We start from the raw sequence: 16,935 nt of genomic DNA on the forward strand, positions 1-16,935 counted from the left end.
GTGCCCCCCACAGGCTTCGTTGAGCCTCACCGAGAACGGTGAGGCTCTTGTGAAGGCCATGTAACACGGGTGAAGATCCCGTGATCAAGGGGGCACAGCGGGCAGTTGTCGCGGTCAGGGGCAGCTGATGCGGACGTCGCCCGAATCCGTCGTGCACGTGTCCGTGTTGTAGCCGCCGTTGGCGGTGTCGTTGCCGGAGACGTTGTCGACGGTGTTGAGGTTGTCGTAGCCGTAGTAGCCGATGAGGTTGTCGTTGCCGGCGCCCCCGTTGAGGGTGTCGTTGCCGAAGCCGCCGTCGAGGCGGTCGTTGCCGTGGCCGCCGTACACGGTGTCGTTGCCGTAGCTGGCGTTGACGGTGTCGTCGCCGCTGAGGGCGCAGATCACATCGGTGCTGTAGGTGCCGGTGATGGTGTCGTTGCCGCTGGTGCCGATGCGGGTGCAGCCGCGGGAGTTGTTGACCGTGGTGGTCACCGTGGCGGCGTTGTTGGCGGAGTTCGGGTCGGTCTGCGTGGCGGTGACCGAGGCGCGCTGGGTGAGGGTGCCGGTGGCGCGGGGCTCGGCGACGACGGTCACGGTGACCGTGGCGCCGGGGTTGAGGGTGCCGAGGGAGCAGCTCACGGCGGTGGTGCAGGTGCCCTGGGAGGAGGTCGCCGAGATGACGGTGCGCGCGGGGCCGGTGAGCGTGTCGGTGAGGGTGACGCCGGTGGCCGCGGTCGTCGTACTGGTGTTGGTGACCCGCACGGTGTACGTGGCCCGGTCGCCGATGCTGACCGTGGTGGGGCCGGACTTCGTCACCGAGAGGTCCACGCCGGTCGGCGGCGGCGGGGGCGGCGTGCTGCCGCCGCCCAGGAAGCGGGCGAGGGCGAAGTCGGTGGCGGGGCCGCCCCGTCCGGCGGCGACGATCCCGCCGTCGGGCTGGAGGACCACGGCACGGGCGTAGTCGATGCCGCCGAAGTCCGCGGTGGCGACGCCCCCGGTGCCGAAGCCGGTGTCCTGGCTGCCGTCGGGGTTGTAGCGCAGGACGGCGAAGTTGCCGCCGGGCCCGTTGCCGCCGACGGTGACGATCCGTCCGTCCGGCTGGAGGGCCATGTCGACGGCCGAGGCGCCGGTCGTGACGACCCGGCCGTCGCCGTCGAAGCTCGTGTCCAGCGTGCCGTTGGTGGTGTAGCGGGCCAGCGCGACCCGGTCGTCGCTGGAGCCGCCCGCGACGATCCTGCCGTCGGGCTGGATCGCCAACGACTCCACGCTGTCGTAGCCGCCGAGATCGGTGCGGGCGATGCCGGCGGTGCCGAAGCCGCTGTCCACGGTGCCGTCGGGGTGGAAGCGCATCAGCACGAAGTCGAAGCTGGTCGACCCGACCTCGCCCCCGACGACGATCTTGCCGTCGGACTGCAACGCCAGACTCCGGGCATCCCCGCCCGCCTCCTGCGTGTCCGGCGTCGCGTCGGCGGTCACCACGCCGTCCCCGCCGAACGAGGTGTCGGGGGTGCCGTCGGGAAGGTAGCGGGTCAGTGCGACGAGGCCCCCGGTGTAGCCGGCGGCGACGATCCTGTTCTGGGAGTCGATCGCCACGTCCATGGCCTCGGTCGGGCCGTCGATGTCGGCGTAGTCGATGCCGTCACCGCTGAAGGTGGGATCCAGGGAGCCGTCGGCGTTGTACCGGGCCACCACGAACCAGCAGCAGTTCTCGTAGTCCCGCCAGGCGGTCCCCACCACGACGATCTTGCCGTCGGGCTGCAGGGTGACGGCGTTGGCCCAGTCGTCCAGGGCGGCCGGGGTCGTGTCCGTGGCGACCCCGCCGGCGATGCCGAAGGTGGTGTCCGGGGTGCCGTCGGGGTTGTGCCGGGTCAGCGCGAAGTCGGACGTCGTGAAGTCGCCGCCCGTGGAGCCGACGGTGACGATCCTGCCGTCGGGCTGGAGGGCCACGTCGTTGCCGGTCTCGTCGTACCCGAAGTCGGCGAGCACCTTGCCGTCGCCGCTGAAAGCAGGATCCAGGTCGCCCGGCGCCGCGGCCGCGGTGCCGGGAAGAGTCAGCACGAGTGCCAGGACGGTCGCCGCGACGGTCCCGGCGCGGGCCACGAGGGGCAGGCGGCGGCGCCACGCCCGTCGTACGTGAGGTGTGAGCATGGGCGCCAGCCTTGCGCCGGTCGCGCCCACACCCGCCGCCGCCACGAGCGGCGTTGCCCTCACCGGACGCAGGAATTCCAGCCCAGCGGGTGAGTGAGGGCGGGCAGCACGGCCCCGCACGCCATTGTGCGGGGCCTGGTTCGTGACATTGCTGCCACCCGCGGCCGGCCCGTGACGATCACTGGTCAGGGCTCCCATCCCGGCCGGCCGCGGGGGTTCTCGGGGGGACTAACCCAGGCGCTGCACCAGCGCCCGGTACTCGTCCCACAGCTCCTTCGGCGTGTGGTCACCGAAGGTGTTGAGGTGCTCGGGGACCAGCGCGGCCTCCTCGCGCCAGACCTCCTTGTCGACCGTGAGCAGGAAGTTCAGGTCGCTGTCGGCCAGTTCGAGGCCCTTGGTGTCGAGCGCGTCCTTCGTCGGCAGGATGCCGATCGGGGTCTCGACGCCCTCCGCCTTGCCGTCCAGGCGTTCCACGATCCACTTCAGGACGCGGGAGTTCTCGCCGAAGCCGGGCCAGACGAACTTGCCCTCGTCGTTCTTGCGGAACCAGTTGACGTAGTAGATCTTCGGAAGCTTCGTCTGGTCCTTGCCCTTGGCGACGTCGACCCAGTGGCCCATGTAGTCGCCCATGTTGTAGCCGCAGAACGGCAGCATGGCGAACGGGTCGCGGCGCAGCTCGCCGACCTTGCCCTCGGCGGCGGCGGTCTTCTCGGAGGCCACGTTGGCGCCGAGGAAGACGCCGTGGTTCCAGTCGAAGGACTCCGTCACCAGGGGTACGGCGCTGGCGCGGCGGCCGCCGAAGAGGATCGCGGAGATCGGCACGCCCTTGGGGTCCTCCCACTCGGGCGCGATGATCGGGCACTGCGAGGCGGGCACGGTGAAGCGGGCGTTGGGGTGCGCGGCCGGGGTCTCGGAGGAGGGCGTCCAGTCGTTGCCCTTCCAGTCCGTCAGATGGGCCGGGGTCTCCTCCGTCATGCCCTCCCACCAGATGTCGCCGTCGTCGGTGAGGGCGACGTTGGTGAAGACGGAGTTGCCCCACAGCGTCTTCATCGCGTTGGCGTTGGTGTGCTCACCGGTGCCGGGCGCGACGCCGAAGAAGCCGGCCTCGGGGTTGATGGCGTACAGCCGGCCGTCCTCGCCGAAGCGCATCCAGGCGATGTCGTCGCCGATCGTCTCGACCGTCCAGCCGGAGATCGTGGGCTCCAGCATGGCGAGGTTGGTCTTGCCGCAGGCGCTCGGGAAGGCGGCGGCGACGTACTTGGACTCGCCCTGCGGCGGGGTGAGCTTGAGGATCAGCATGTGCTCGGCCAGCCAGCCCTCGTCGCGGGCCATGACGGAGGCGATGCGCAGGGCGTAGCACTTCTTGCCGAGCAGGGCGTTGCCGCCGTAGCCGGAGCCGTAGGACCAGATCTCGCGGGACTCCGGGAAGTGCGAGATGTACTTGGTGGTGTTGCACGGCCACGGGACGTCCGCCTCGCCCTCCGCGAGGGGCGCGCCGAGGGTGTGCACGGCCTTCACGAAGAAGCCGTCGGAGCCGAGCTCGTCGAGGACCGGCCGGCCCATGCGCGTCATGGTGCGCATGGAGACCGCGACGTAGGCGGAGTCGGTGATCTCGACGCCGATCGCGGAGAGGTCCGAGCCGAGGGGGCCCATGCAGAACGGGACGACGTACATCGTCCGGCCCTTCATCGAGCCGCGGAAGATGCCCTGCTCACCGGCGAAGATCTCCCGCATCTCGGCGGGGGCCTTCCAGTGGTTGGTGGGGCCGGCGTCCTCTTCCTTCTCGGAGCAGATGAAGGTCCGGTCCTCGACGCGCGCGACATCGGTCGGGTCGGAGGCGGCGTAGTAGGAGTTGGGGCGCTTGATCGGGTCGAGCTTCTTGAAGGTGCCCTTCGCCACGAGCTCCTCGCTCAGGCGCTCGTACTCGGCCTCGGAGCCGTCGCACCAGACCACGTTGTCCGGCTGGGTCAGTTCGACGATCTCGTTCACCCACGAGATCAGTTCCTGGTGGTTGGTGGGAACGACGGAGGGAGCCGCGTTGTCGCGCGCCACGATTGCTCCTAGGTGAGGGATTTTTGGTTGGAGGCCCCGTGGGGGCTGCGACCCGGACGCTTGCCAGAGGGGTACCTGGCGCTCATCCGGTGCCGACCGCACTCATTTGATCATCCGACGTGAGTGCGCATATGTCCAGAGGGCGTCACAGGTGAGCGAGCGTGAGGCTGGCCACGTCCGCTTCGACGGAAGGCCATCCGGGCGTCAACTGCCGTGAGATGATGGCCACTCCCGCCGTCGGACTGATACGTAACTTACGGTTCCGTAGGTACGATGCGGCCCATGACTGCGTCCGCCTCCGACGCGCCCATGGACTCACCGGCCGCCGGCCGTGGTCCCGTCGCGCTCTCCCTCCCGCATCCGGTCAAGCCCAAGCTCCGCGGCTGGCTGCATCTGGGCATGTTCCCGGCCGTACTCATCGCGGGCCTGGTGCTCACCGCCCTCGCCGACTCCTCGCGCGGCCGCGTGGCCTGCGGGATCTACGTCCTGACGGCGTGCCTGCTGTTCGGCGTGAGCGCGCTGTACCACCGGGGCAACTGGAGTCCGCGCATGGACGGCATCCTGCGCCGGCTCGACCACGCCAACATCTTCCTGATCATCGCGGGCACCTACACCCCGCTGACCCTGCTGCTCCTGCCGGGCGCCAAGGGGCAGTGGCTGCTGTGGGGCATCTGGGGCGCCGCGGCGGCCGGCATCGTCTTCCGCGTCTTCTGGGTCGGCGCGCCCCGCTGGCTCTACACCCCCTGCTACATCGCGATGGGCTGGGCGGCGGTCTTCTTCCTGCCCGACTTCATGCGCGCGGGCGGCATCGCGGTGCTCGTCCTGGTGATCGTCGGCGGCCTCCTCTACAGCGCGGGCGGCGTGATCTACGGCATCAAGCGCCCCAATCCCTCCCCGCGCTGGTTCGGTTTCCACGAGGTCTTCCACTCCTTCACGCTGGCGGCCTTCGTGGTGCACTACGTGGGGATCTCGCTGGTGGCGTACCAGCACGGGTAGTCCCCTCCCGCTCCCGCAAGGGCCACGGCTTTCGAGCCGTGGCCCTTTTTCGCATGCCGTCCCAGTTGACAGTAACTAGATTTTGAGAGCTACTCTCATTTCATGGCTACTTCCACTTCCCTGGACCCCCGCCGCTGGTGGGCCCTGGCCGCCCTGGTCGCGAGCATGCTGACCCTGGGCTTCGACACGACGATCCTCAACGTCGCCCTGCCCACGATGGCCGCCGAGCTGGGCGCCACCACCGGCGAACAGCAGTGGATGGCGGACGCGTACGTCGTCGTCTTCGCGGCGCTGATGCTCCCCGCGGGACTGCTCGGCGACCGGTTCGGACGGCGGCTGATGCTGATCTGCGGGCTGGGGATCTTCCTCGCCGGCTCCGTCCTCGGCGCACTGGCCGGCGACGTGAACGCGGTGATCGCCGCCCGGGCCGTGATGGGCGTCGGCGCGGCGCTGGTCACCCCGCTCTCCCTGTCGGTCCTGCCCTCGCTCTTCGGAGCCGACGAGCGGCCCAAGGCCGTCGGCATCATCTCCGCCGCCTCCGCCCTCGGCCTGCCGCTCGGCCCGATCATCGGCGGCTGGCTGCTCGACCACTTCTGGTGGGGCTCGGTCTTCCTGGTCAACGTGCCCATGGCCGCGATCGGCATCGCCGCCTGCGTCTTCCTGCTCCCCGAGACCCGAGACCCCGCCTCCCCCAAGGTCGACACCGTCTCCACCGCGCTCACCGCGACCGGCCTCGGCGCCCTCGTCTACGCGATCATCGAGGCCCCGGTCCGCGGCTGGGGCGACCCGCTGGTCCTCGGCATGCTCGCGGCGGCCGTCGCCCTGATCACCGCGCTGGTGCTGCGCGAGCGGCGGACGGAACGCCCCATGCTCGACATGACGCTCCTCGCCCACCGCGGCTTCCTGTTCAACACCCTCGCCGCGACCCTGGTCATGTTCGTCCTGTCCGGCCTGCTCTTCGTGCTGCCCCCGTACCTCCAGGCCGTCCTCGGCAACGACGCCCTCGGCACCGGCGTACGACTGCTGCCGATGATGGGCGGCCTGCTGGTCGCCGCCCGGCTCGCCCCGAAGGTCGTCGCCCGGTTCGGAGTGCGCGCCACGGTCAGCGCGGGCCTCGTGGTCCTGTCCTTCGCCGCGCTCCTCGGCAGCCGTACGACGACCGGCTCCGGCTACGGCTTCACCGCGCTGTGGCTCTCCGTCACCGGCCTCGGCTTCGGCTTCTCCCTCATCCCGGCCATGAACAGCGCGCTGGGCACGCTGCCCCGCGACCGCGCCGGCAGCGGCTCCGGGCTGCTGATGACCCTGCGCCAGGTCGGCGGCGCGATCGGCATCGCCCTGCTGGGCAGCCTGCTCGCCGCCGCCTTCCGGGACCGGCTCGACGTCACCGGGCTGCCCGCGCAGGCCGCCGACACCGCCGGGGAGTCCGTCGTCGCCGCCCACATCGTCGCCGAGAAGGCGGGCTCGGCCGAGCTGGTGGCCTCCGCGAACAGCGCCTACGTCCACGGCATGGGCGTCGTCCTGCTGGTCTGCGCGATCTCCGCGCTGGTCGCCGCGCTGCTGGCGGCGGTGTTCCTCACCGACCCCGAGGCGGCGCGGGAGGACACGGCGGAGATGGTCTCCGCCAAGGCCGATGCCCGACAATGACCCCCATGACGCCCGCACGCACCTCCTCCTCCACGGACGTTCCCCGGCTGGGACTCCGCGAGCGGAAGAAGATCAAGACCCGGACGGCGATCCGCACGGCGACCTACTCCCTGATCAAGGAACAGGGCTACGACGCCACCACGATCGAGCAGATCGCCGAGCGCGCCGAGGTGTCGCCGTCCACGGTCTTCCGCTACTTCCCCACGAAGGAGGACATCGTCCTCACCGACGAGTACGACGCGGCGCTGCTGGAGGAGATCCGCAAGCGGCCGGCGGACGAACCGTGGATGGAGACGCTGCGGTACGTGATGCGCAAGGCCATCGGCATCGGGCTCGGGGAGGAGGAGATCGAGGTCACCCGGCTGCGGTCCCACCTGCTGGTCCAGGTCCCCGCGGTGCACTCCCGGATGCTGGAGAGCATGTCGGTCACCGGCAGGATGCTCGGCGAGGCCATCGCCGAGCGCACCGGCCGCCCGCAGGACAGCTTCGAGGTGAGGGTCTTCACGATGTCCCTCATCGGCGCCCTTTCGGAGATCACCCTGTACTGGGCCGAGAACGACTTCCAGGACGACCTCCGCGAACTCCTCGACCGCGCCCTGGACGTCGTGGAGCGGGGCCTGCCCGCGAAAAACGCCTGAGGCCGCCGCTGTCCGCCGTGGCATCCTGACCGGGTGAGCGCACCGCAGATCCACGTCGAATTCGCCCCCGCACTGGCCCTGTTCGTCCAGCGCCGGACGCACCGGACCCTTGTCACGGACGGCGTCTCCTCGCTGGGCCACGTCGTCGAGTCGGCCGGCGTCCCACTGACCGAGGTCGGGTCCCTGCGGGTCGACGGCCGCGAGGTGCCCGCGTCCTACGTCCCCGCAGCGGGCGACGGGGTGGAGGTCCGGGCCGTCGAGCGCCCCCAGCAGGTGCCCGGCGCTCCCCTGCGCTTCCTCCTCGACGTGCACCTCGGCACCCTCGCCCGCCGTCTGCGGCTGCTCGGCGTGGACACCGCCTACGAGTCGACGGACATCGGCGACCCCGCCCTCGCCGCCCGCTCGGCCGCCGAGAAACGGGTCATGCTCAGCCGCGACCGGGGCCTGCTGCGCCGCCGCGAACTGTGGGCGGGCGCCTACGTCTACAGCACCCGGCCCGAGGACCAACTCCGCGACGTCCTCGAACGGTTCCGCCCCGAACTGCACCCCTGGACCCGCTGCACCGCCTGCAACGGCCTGCTGAAGGAGGCCTCCAAGGAGGAGGTCGCCGACCAGCTCCAGGGCGGCACCGAGCGGTCGTACGACGTCTTCGCACAGTGCCGGGACTGCGGGCGGGCGTACTGGAAGGGCGCGCACCACGAGCAGCTGGAAGCCATCGTGGCACGCGCCCTGACCGAGTTCTCTACCTCCTGAAGTCACCCTTCCCGCAGGCCACGCCGTCCTTGTTGCGGTCCAGGCGCAGCGGGTCGTCCTTGCCGTTGAGCTTCAGCCGGCCGTAGTCGTTCTTCTTCAGCCAGCCGCAGCGGGCGGCCGTGGTGGGCTTGACCTCCGCCGGGAAGGCCGTGGGCACGCACACGTTGGCCGAGCCGTAATGCCGGTCGCAGCCGGAGACGGTCGGGCTGACGGGCTGCGCGGCCTTCTTCTTGCCGGGGCCCGCGACCTTGCCGGACAGGTCGTCGGCGAAGGAGTGGACGTGCGCCGAGGCGTCCGTGGCCTTCAGGGCCGCGGGGCCTTGCAGGTGCACCCACTTGGCCACCGACGGCACGCCGTTGGCGTCGACCGCGAAGAGCATGTACCAGCCGGGCGGGGCCAGGTTGGGGTTGCTCGTCACATTGAGGTCGATGTTGTTGCCGTCCACGCTCAGCGGCAGGTCGACGAAGCGCTGGTTCGGGTCGGAGGAGTGCGTCACCGCCGCGGGACGGATCAGCTCCGCCTTGGCGATGGGCCGGTCCACCGTGATCCGCTGGGTGTCGCCGTAGTTCCACTCGGAGTCGATCACCGAAGTGATCGTCGGCCGCTGGCCCTTGAGGAGATAGGGCGGGGTGTAGATCGACACGTTGTGGTTCCAGGAGCCGTTGCCCGGGTTGTCACCGGTGGTCATCACCCGGCCGTCGGGGAGCAGGAACGCCGAGGAGTGGTAGCCGCGGGCCTCGGGGTCCACCGCCACCGGGTCGAAGGTCTCCGTCCCCGGGTCGAAGATCGACGTCTCGTAGACCGGGTTGGCGCGGTTGTGCAGGGCGCCGCCCGTCTCCAGCACCTTGCCGTCGGGCAGCAGCACCGCGGAGACGTACATCTTGCCCTGGTTGCCGGTCTGCGCCACCTTGCCGTTGCCGAGGTCGACCGTGCCCTGCGGGATCGGCGGTCCGGCCACGTAGGAGGGGTTGGGCTGCTTGAGGTCGATGATGTCGGTCAGCCGGTTGGCGTCCGGGTTGGAGTCGATGTTGCCGCCGCCGAGGGTGAGGACCTTCTGGTCCTGCGCCGGGGGCAGCAGCACGCTCGCCGACTGGTCGCGCTCGTCCTTGTTCTGGAGGCCCGGCACCTGGGTGACGGTGTTGGCGCCGTAGTCGTAGACCGCCGAGCCCGTGCCCGGGATGTTGTTGCCGAAGACATGGCTGCCGGAGTAGAAGAGGCGGCCGTCCTGCATGAGGATCATCGACGGGTACAAGCCCCAGTACGACCAGGTCTGGTTGACCTTCCACAGCGGCTGCCACTGCTGCTCGGCCTCGGAGAACACCTCGGCGGTCACCGAGCCGGTGGAGTCCTCCTTCAGCCCGCCGAAGGAGATGACGTCACCGTTGCCGAGGACGGTCGCCGACGGGTACCAGTGGCCGTCGTTCATGTCGTTGGTCTTGGTGTAGGTCTCGGTCACCGGGTCGAAGATGTACGAGTCCTTGAAGCCCTGGTAGCCGATCGTGCCGTCCGCCGACGGATAGCCCTTGTTGCCGCTCATCACCAGCACCCGGCCGTCCTGGAGCTGGACGTGACCGGCGCAGAACATGTCCTTCGGGGTGGGGATGACCTTGTAGGTGCCGTTCTGCGGGTCGTACACCGCGGAGGTGAAGGTGCCCGCCTTGAACATCTCCTCGCTGTTGCCGGAGCCGGCGATCAGCAGCACCTTGCCGTTGTGCAGGACGACGGAGTGCATCGAGCGCACCGGGTTCTGCACGGGCAGCACGTCCCAGCGGCCGTTCGCGCACTCCTCGGCGGTGCCGGTGCAGTCCGGCGGCGGTGTGACGTCGGGGACCTGCTCCATCGTGTAGTCGTCGGTGGTCGCCGAGCCGGTGCCGTAGACGGAGACACCCCAGCTGATGCGGTCGGTGCCGGCCGGGACCTCCGGGGTGCGGACGGTGGCCTGGGTCCAACTGCCCGCCATGTCCAGCGTCTTGAGGTCGGTCCAGTACTGCCAGCCGGCCGTGGCGTCGTGCCGGAACAGCGTGATCGCGGCGTCCGGCGTGGTCGTCTTGTACCAGAGGCCCAGGTCGTACTGCTTGCCCGCCGACACCACCGGCGCGCAGTCGGTGGACTCGGTGATCAGCGCCTTGCGGTCGCCGTCGACCCGGCGGGTGAGCTCGACCTTCATGGCCTTGGACCCGGAGTGGGCGTCGGAGGTCGTGGTGAAGCTGAAGTCGTTGTCGCCCCAGCCGGACTTCGACCAGCAGGCCGGCATGTCCCCGGTGCCTGCGGTCTCGAAGCCGGCGTTCTTGATGAGGTTGGCGGCGGAGGCGGAGTGAGGTGTGGAGAGCAGGAGGCCGCCCGTGAGACCTGCGACGGCCAGGAATGCCGTTCTGCGTCTGTGCTTCATGCCGTGCTCCTTGCTGTGCGGCTCTGTGTCTTCCGGCCGTCTCCGCGGCGCGGGAGATAGACCAGCGCTTCGGTCCCGACGAAGCGCAGGACGAACGTGATGACCAGGGCCAGCGCCGTGGCGGGCAGCACCGCCAGCCCGAACTGCGAGACCAGCAACGCGATCAGCGGGATGCGCAGCACCAGGTCGGCATTGGCGAGCAGCGCGAACCGTACGGTGCGGTCGGCCCAGTGCCGGTGCTGCCGCCGGTCGCGGAAGAGCAGCTTCTCGATGAGCAGGAAGTTCCAGGCAACGCCGAACTGGTTGGCGACGATCTCGGCGGGCAGGTAGTGCAGCCCGGCCTCGGTCATCGCCCACAGGGCGGCGAGGTTCGGCACGAAGCCGGTCAGGCCGATCAGCCCGAACAGCACCATCCGGGAGAGCGGGTCGGCGGTGCGCAGCCCGGCGAGGTGCCGCAGGAAGCGGCGCCCTTCCTCGGCCGTGGACTTGGACTCCCCGGCGTACCGCTCCTGGAACACGAACGGCACCTCGGTGACCGTGCGGGGGCGGTTCCGGACGGCCAGTTCCAGAAGGATCTTGTAGCCGAGGGGCTTGAGCGCGTCCGCGGTGACCGCGCTGCGCCGGACGGCGAAGAAGCCGCTCATCGGGTCGCTGATGCCGTGCAGCCGGCGCGGGAAGAGGCACTTGGTCAGCCAGGTCGCGGCGCGCGAGACAGCGATCCGGTAGCTGCCGGCGAGTCCGGCGCGGCTGCCGCCCTTGATGTAGCGGGAGGCGACGACCAGCCCGGCGCCCGCGTGCTCGCCGGTGGCGACCAACTCCGGTACCAGCGACGGCGGATGCTGGCAGTCGCCGTCCATGACGACCACCCAGTCGGAGCCGGCCGCCCTGATGCCCTCGACGACCGCCCCGCCGAGCCCGCCGACCGGCTCCTCCCGGTGCAGCACGGTGACCGGGAACGGGCAGTCCTGCGCGGCCTGTTCGATCACCGCGGGGGTGTCGTCGGTGGAGTCGTCCACGAAGACGACCTCGCAGGGCAGCCGCGCGGGCACCGACTCGGTGATCTGGTGCAGCAACTCCCGTACGTTCTCCGACTCGTTGAAGGTCGGTACGACGATGGTGACGGCCGCCGGCTCGGGCAGGATCTCGGAATCCGCCAGGTCCGGGACGGGCGCGGTGTACTCCTGGCTCATCGGACGCCTCCCGCTGGTTGGATCTGCCGGATCTCGATGCGGTCCTCGCCCGTGCCGAACACGGCGACCGGGGCGGAGTGGTCGATGGCCGCCTGCACGTTCGGCAGGTCGACCGCGTCGCGCCGTACGGTCGGGGAGGCGACGACATAGTCGAGGTCGCGCCAGCCGCGCGGCATCGTCTTCGTCACCGCCGGGTCGAGGTCGGCCTTGTAGAACCAGATGACGCCGCTGCCGGGCCGGTACCCGGCGTGCACCAGGTCCAGCCAGAGCGCGTCGTCGACCAGGACCCGGGTGTCCTCGGGGTCCTCCACCTCGGTGGCCAGCCACTTCGAGGCGGCCTGGTAGGGGGCGTTGGCGTCGGCGGTCAGCGCGGTGCGGTCGCCGTCGTACCAGCGGGGTACGACATAGGCGCCGGCGGCGAGGGCGAGGACCGCGGCGAGGGTGTACCGGCCGCGGGTCTTCCACCGCTGCTCGTCGGGGCGCCGCCACCGGCGCACGACGGCGTGGGCGATGCTCGCGGTGCCTCCGGCGAGGACGAGGGCGAGGAACGGCAGCGCCTGGATGACGTACATGGCGGGCAGATAGCCGTTGGGGCGCAGGGCCAGCGCGGCGAAGATCGCGACCGCGAGGGCGGGTCCGGCCAGGGCGCGGGCGGTCACCGACCAGCGCCAGACGGTGAGCAGCAGCAGGGCGCCGGCCAGGCCCCCGAGGGTCAGGACGCGGTCGTAGTACAGCCAGGACTGCAGGACGCCGTAGGAGCCGGAGCCCTGGTCGAGGATGAAGCCCGAACCGGGCCTGGTCATCTGGTACTTGACGCCGTCCCAGAGGGAGACGTGTCCGCTGCCGGGCAGCAGCTCGCCCTTGAGCAGGGCGAACAGCGGGTAGGAGAAGCCGATCAGCGCGCAGGCCGTGATGGCGCCGGTGACCGCGAACTTGCGGGTGTCGCGGTGGCTGTGGCGCCACATGGTGACCAGCAGCGCGGGCAGGACGACGAGCATCGTCTCCTTGGTGAGGACGGCCGTCGCGGCCGCGATGCCCGCGCCGAAGTGGTGCCAGAGGTGGCGGCTCGGGGAGGCGGCGAGGGTGAACGCCAGCAGCGTCCACATCACCGCGAGGTTGTCGAGGAAGATCTCCCGCTGGAGGATGACCGACAGGGGCGAGAGGCCGAACAGGGCCATCGCGAGCCCGGCGGCCCAGCGGGGCAGGGACAGACGGCGGCCCAGGACGTAGACGAGGACCGCGCTGATGCCGCTGATCACCAGCATGGCGGCGCGCATCGAGCCGACGGTCATCGACTCGGGGCTCAGCAGCGACGGTATCCAGGTGAGCAGGGCTATCTGGATCCAGCCGAGGGGCGGGTGGTCGTACCAGTACGTGTAGTGGGCGAGCCCCTTGCCCTCCTGCACGGCCCAGGCCTGGGCGAGGTAGGTGCCCTCGTCGTCGCTGAGCGTCGGATAGTCGGCGATGTTCCAGCCCTGCACGACGAGGATCGCCGCGAGGAGGACACCGCAGAGGATGAGGTCGGGTCGGGAGGAACGCAGCCTCTTCGGCGGCTCCGTTCGACCGGTCGAACCGGTTTCAGGCGCAGGCTGCCGCTGCGCGGGGACCTGGGGAGTGGTCACCGCGGGAAGGGTGGAGGTCACGCAGGGACGTCCTCTCGGATCACTTCGGCCTGGGTGAGGTGTGCGCCGACGTGGCTGGTGAGCTCCCAGTCGTTACGGCCGCGCTGCTCGCGCCAGACGGCACGGACCGCGGCTCCGGCGAGGAGCACCTGGTAGAAGGGACCGCCGACGACGAGCTTCAGGTAGTGCACGAAGCGGACGCGAAGCCCGTACTGCTTGCCGAAGTCGTGCAGTCCCACGACCTCGAAGACGAAGGTCACCAGGGCGGTGACGGCCGGCAGGAACGTGATGAAGGCGATGGACACCGGAACGTCGAGGAAGAGCGCGATCGCGACGTTGAGCGGAATGATCAGGCCGGTGAAGGCCTGCATGAACGGTGTCATCAGGGTGTAGCGGGCGAGCAGCCGCTGCCCGAGGGTGGGCAGCTGCTTCCAGTCCTTCTTCCGGTAGACCTGGAGGAAGCCCTGGTTCCAGCGGGTGCGCTGCTTGAGCAGGGACATGAGGCTGCCGGGGGTCTCCTCCCGGGTCACCATGTCGGAGTCGTAGGCGACGACGACCTTCTTGCCGACGCTGGACAGCCGTACGCCCAGATCGCAGTCCTCGGCGAGACAGTTGGGGTCCCACCCGTCGGCTTCCCGCAGGACGTCCGTCCGCACGAAGACGGTGTTGCCGCCGAGCGGGATGAACCCCTTCTGCGCGTGCAGGTGCAGCCGGGAGCGGAACCAGAAGAAATACTCAAGGCAGTTGCGCAGGCTGTACCAGCTGGAGTGGAAGTTGATCAGCTGGACGCCACCCTGCACGACGTCCGCCTTCGTCGACCTGAACGCGTGGTCGACGTGGGCGAGGAGCTCCGGGTGGACCTGGTCCTCGGCGTCGAAGACCCCGACGACGTCGCCGCGGCAGTGCGGCAGCGCCGTGTTCATGGCCTTCGGCTTGTTCTTCTTCTCGTGGGTGTCGACGACGACCCGCACCCGCGGGTCGCGTTCGGCGGCCCGCTCGGCCACGGCCGTGGTCTCGGGGTCGTCGTGCCCGACGATCACGATGATCTCGAAGTCGGTGTGGCTGGACTCCAGCAGCCGCTGGATGGTGTGGTCGAGCACGGCCTGCTCGTGCCGTGCCGGAAGCAGCAGCGAGAACGACAGATGCCCGCCGCCGTCCGGACTGCGGAACCGGGTGGAGGCGAGCACCTCGGGCGTACGCCACGCGTGCATCTGCCACCACAGGGTGAAAGCCGCCATCCAGAACAAGGCCAGCGAGACAACGGCTATGAAGACAGACGTCAGCAACAGATCCCCCCAGATCCCAAGGCCCCCTGGCGCGACGGCTGGTCACATCCGTCGCGTCACTGTGGAGAGATTAGGGGGGAACTGTGAAGCGTGGGAGCTCTTCCGATAAATAGTATGTTTCGCAGGAGTGTGGTGACTTCAACCCCCCAGGGCTGTGCGCAGCCGTTCGACTTCGGTCGTCGGTGCGTCACAAGTGAAGTTACGGCAGACATAAGCAGTCGGTTCATCGCCGACGAGAGGCCGGTCGACCAGCAGCGGAAGCTCCTCGCTCCCCGGCACGCCCACGGCGACCACGGCCCCCGGGGCGGTGCCGAGAAGTGCCGTACGGTGCAGGGCCCTGGTGGCCGGATCGTCGAGCGCCGGACCCACGACCGCGACCTCGCGCGGCCCGTCGAGCAGGGCCTCGGATACGGCCAGCCCCCACCCGATGAACCGCGGCACGCGTGGCCCCAGCGCCTTCACCACCCCCAACGCCCGCTCCGCGGCCCTGCGATGAGGTGCGGCACCGGTCTGCGCGGCATAGCTCAGCAGGGCACCCGCGGCGGCGGTCCAGCCGGACGGGGCCGCGTTGTCGGTCGGGTCCTGCGGCCGGCGGATGAGCCGCTCGGCGTCGGAGGCCGTGTCGTACAGCGCCCCGGACTCCTCGTCCACGAACCGGGCCAGCACATGGTCGAGCAGGAACCCGGCGAATTCCAGCCACACGCCCTCACCGGTCACGGACGCCAGCGCCAGGAACCCCTCGGCGACATCGGCGTAGTCCTCCAGCACCCCCGCATTGGCGCCCGCCTTCCCGTCCTTGCTGGTCCGGGCGAGCCGTGCCTGCTCGTCCAGATGCAGCCGTACGAGGAGATCGGCGGCGCCGAGCGCGGCCTCGACCAGGTCGGGGCGGTCGAAGTAGGCGCCGGTCTCGGCCAGCGCGGCGATCGCCAGGCCGTTCCAGGCGGCGACGATCTTGTCGTCCCGGCCGGGCGCGGGCCGCGCGGCACGCGTGTCAAGCAGCCGCTCCTTGATGGAAGCGATCTTCTCGGCGTCGAACACGCCCTCGTGCTGCGGGAGCTGAAGAACGGAGGAGCCGTGCTCGAAGGTGCCCTCCTCGGTCACACCGAAGTAGTGGGCGGCGAGTTCGGCGTCGTCGCCGAGGACGTCCCGGAGCTGCTCGGGCGTCCAGACGTAGTACGCCCCCTCGACATGCTTCCCGCTGGCGTCCTCGCTGTCGGCGTCCAGCGCGGAGGCGAACCCGCCCTCGGCCGTGCGCAGTTCGCGCACCATGAAGTCGGCCGTCTCCAGCGCCACACGCCGGGCAAGCTCGGAGCCGGTGGCCCGCCAGAGGTGGGCGTAGACACGGCAGAGCAGGGCGTTGTCGTACAGCATCTTCTCGAAGTGCGGCACGACCCACTCCCGGTCGACGGAGTACCGCGCGAACCCGCCCCCGAGCTGGTCGTAGATCCCGCCCCGGGCCATCCGCTCGCAGGTGTCCCGCGCCATCTGGAGCGCGCCCTCGGAGCCGGTCCGCGCATGGTGGCGCAGCAGGAACTCGATCACCATGGACGGCGGGAACTTCGGCGCACCCCCGAACCCGCCCCGCTGCGGGTCGTACTCCCGGGTGAGCCCGAGCAGCGCCTGCGCGAGCTCCTCGTCGCCGGGCGCGTCCGGACCGCCGTAGGAGATCTCCCGCCCCGCGAGGTCCCGCACGATCTTCCCCGCGACCTCGGCCACCTCGTCCCGCCGCTCGGTCCAGGCCTGGCCGACCCCCTCCAGCACCTGCCGGAAGGACGGCATGCCGTGCCGGGGCTCGGGCGGGAAGTAGGTGCCGAAGTAGAAGGGCTCGGCGTCGGGCGTCAGGAACACGGTCATGGGCCAGCCGCCGAGCCCGGTGGCCGCCTGGACGGCCTCCATGTAGACGGCGTCCACGTCGGGGCGTTCCTCGCGGTCGACCTTGATGTTGACGAAGTGCTCGTTCATGAAGGCGGCGACCGCTTCGTCCTCGAAGCTCTCGTGGGCCAGGACATGGCACCAATGGCAGCTCGAATAGCCGACGCTCAGGTGTACGGGCACACCTCGCCGTCGCGCCTCCGCGAAGGCCGCCTCCGACCAGGGCCACCAGTCGACGGGGTTGTCGGCGTGCTGGAGGAGGTACGGGGAGGTCTCATGGGCCAGTCGGTTCGCCATGGGCCCCATCCTGCCCGAGAGCCCTGCCGGACTGTGGGACGGACCGGTCTGCAAGGTCACGGAAGTCAC

11 protein-coding genes are annotated in these 16,935 nt (G+C 70.1%); 4 read left to right on the forward strand and 7 right to left on the reverse strand.

Translation table 11 applies throughout. From position 1 onward, the window contains the following. Positions 1 to 114: 114 nt before the first annotated feature. Positions 115 to 2,127 carry a calcium-binding protein gene (locus AB0Q90_RS32990; RefSeq protein ID WP_363163532.1) on the reverse strand — a complete coding sequence of 671 codons (2,013 nt, stop codon included), beginning with the start codon at positions 2,125 to 2,127 and terminating at the stop codon, positions 115 to 117. Positions 2,128 to 2,355: 228 nt separating this feature from the next. Continuing rightward, the gene (locus AB0Q90_RS32995; RefSeq protein ID WP_363163531.1) at positions 2,356 to 4,179 is read right to left on the reverse strand and encodes a phosphoenolpyruvate carboxykinase (GTP); all 1,824 of its coding nucleotides are present in this window, start codon (positions 4,177 to 4,179) and stop codon (positions 2,356 to 2,358) included. Positions 4,180 to 4,461: 282 nt separating this feature from the next. Here AB0Q90_RS32995 and AB0Q90_RS33000 point away from each other — a divergent pair, with 282 nt between their 5' ends. The 4 genes from AB0Q90_RS33000 (at position 4,462) to AB0Q90_RS33015 (ending at position 8,210) form a co-directional block, all read left to right on the forward strand. Further along, positions 4,462 to 5,175: a hemolysin III family protein gene (locus AB0Q90_RS33000; RefSeq protein ID WP_363163530.1), complete on the forward strand. Its 714-nt coding sequence runs from the start codon at positions 4,462 to 4,464 to the stop codon at positions 5,173 to 5,175. 102 nt (positions 5,176 to 5,277) lie between these two features. Next, positions 5,278 to 6,819 carry a DHA2 family efflux MFS transporter permease subunit gene (locus AB0Q90_RS33005; RefSeq protein WP_363163529.1) on the forward strand — a complete coding sequence of 514 codons (1,542 nt, stop codon included), beginning with the start codon at positions 5,278 to 5,280 and terminating at the stop codon, positions 6,817 to 6,819. A gap of 5 nt (positions 6,820 to 6,824) precedes the next feature. Continuing rightward, complete coding sequence (locus AB0Q90_RS33010; protein WP_363163528.1) at positions 6,825 to 7,457, forward strand: TetR family transcriptional regulator; 633 nt, start codon at positions 6,825 to 6,827, stop codon at positions 7,455 to 7,457. A 33-nt stretch (positions 7,458 to 7,490) separates the two neighbouring features. Then, entirely contained in the window at positions 7,491 to 8,210 is a 720-nt protein-coding gene (locus tag AB0Q90_RS33015; RefSeq protein WP_363163527.1) for a Mut7-C RNAse domain-containing protein, read from the forward strand. Here the strand turns inward: AB0Q90_RS33015 and AB0Q90_RS33020 are convergent. The 5 genes from AB0Q90_RS33020 to AB0Q90_RS33040 form a co-directional block, all read right to left on the reverse strand. Beyond that, positions 8,200 to 10,599, reverse strand: coding sequence for a galactose oxidase-like domain-containing protein (locus AB0Q90_RS33020; protein ID WP_363163526.1), 2,400 nt, complete (start codon positions 10,597 to 10,599; stop codon positions 8,200 to 8,202). The two genes, AB0Q90_RS33015 and AB0Q90_RS33020, sit on opposite strands and share 11 nt — an antisense overlap. After that, entirely contained in the window at positions 10,596 to 11,789 is a 1,194-nt protein-coding gene (locus tag AB0Q90_RS33025; protein WP_363163525.1) for a glycosyltransferase family 2 protein, read from the reverse strand. Before AB0Q90_RS33025 ends, AB0Q90_RS33020 begins: the two co-directional genes overlap by 4 nt. Beyond that, entirely contained in the window at positions 11,786 to 13,432 is a 1,647-nt protein-coding gene (locus AB0Q90_RS33030) for a phospholipid carrier-dependent glycosyltransferase (protein ID WP_363163524.1), read from the reverse strand. Before AB0Q90_RS33030 ends, AB0Q90_RS33025 begins: the two co-directional genes overlap by 4 nt. Continuing rightward, positions 13,429 to 14,697 (reverse strand): glycosyltransferase, encoded by a 1,269-nt coding sequence (locus AB0Q90_RS33035; protein ID WP_363163523.1) that lies wholly within the window; start codon positions 14,695 to 14,697, stop codon positions 13,429 to 13,431. Before AB0Q90_RS33035 ends, AB0Q90_RS33030 begins: the two co-directional genes overlap by 4 nt. A 138-nt stretch (positions 14,698 to 14,835) precedes the next feature. Beyond that, entirely contained in the window at positions 14,836 to 16,866 is a 2,031-nt protein-coding gene (locus AB0Q90_RS33040) for a thioredoxin domain-containing protein (RefSeq protein ID WP_363163522.1), read from the reverse strand. Positions 16,867 to 16,935: the final 69 nt, after the last annotated feature.

The organism is Streptomyces sp. NPDC079141, from assembly GCF_040686775.1.
GTDB lineage: Bacteria > Actinomycetota > Actinomycetes > Streptomycetales > Streptomycetaceae > Streptomyces.

Bases quoted from the DNA above. Each gene is read 5' to 3' on its own strand.
- AB0Q90_RS33020 (WP_363163526.1), bottom strand. From the start codon at position 10,599: ATGAAGCACAGACGCAGAACGGCATTCCTGGCCGTCGCAGGTCTCACG.
- AB0Q90_RS33000 (WP_363163530.1), top strand. From the start codon at position 4,462: ATGACTGCGTCCGCCTCCGACGCGCCCATGGACTCACCGGCCGCCGGC.
- AB0Q90_RS33005 (WP_363163529.1), top strand. From the start codon at position 5,278: ATGGCTACTTCCACTTCCCTGGACCCCCGCCGCTGGTGGGCCCTGGCC.
- AB0Q90_RS32990 (WP_363163532.1), bottom strand. From the start codon at position 2,127: ATGCTCACACCTCACGTACGACGGGCGTGGCGCCGCCGCCTGCCCCTC.
- AB0Q90_RS33025 (WP_363163525.1), bottom strand. From the start codon at position 11,789: ATGAGCCAGGAGTACACCGCGCCCGTCCCGGACCTGGCGGATTCCGAG.
- AB0Q90_RS33040 (WP_363163522.1), bottom strand. From the start codon at position 16,866: ATGGCGAACCGACTGGCCCATGAGACCTCCCCGTACCTCCTCCAGCAC.
- AB0Q90_RS33010 (WP_363163528.1), top strand. From the start codon at position 6,825: ATGACGCCCGCACGCACCTCCTCCTCCACGGACGTTCCCCGGCTGGGA.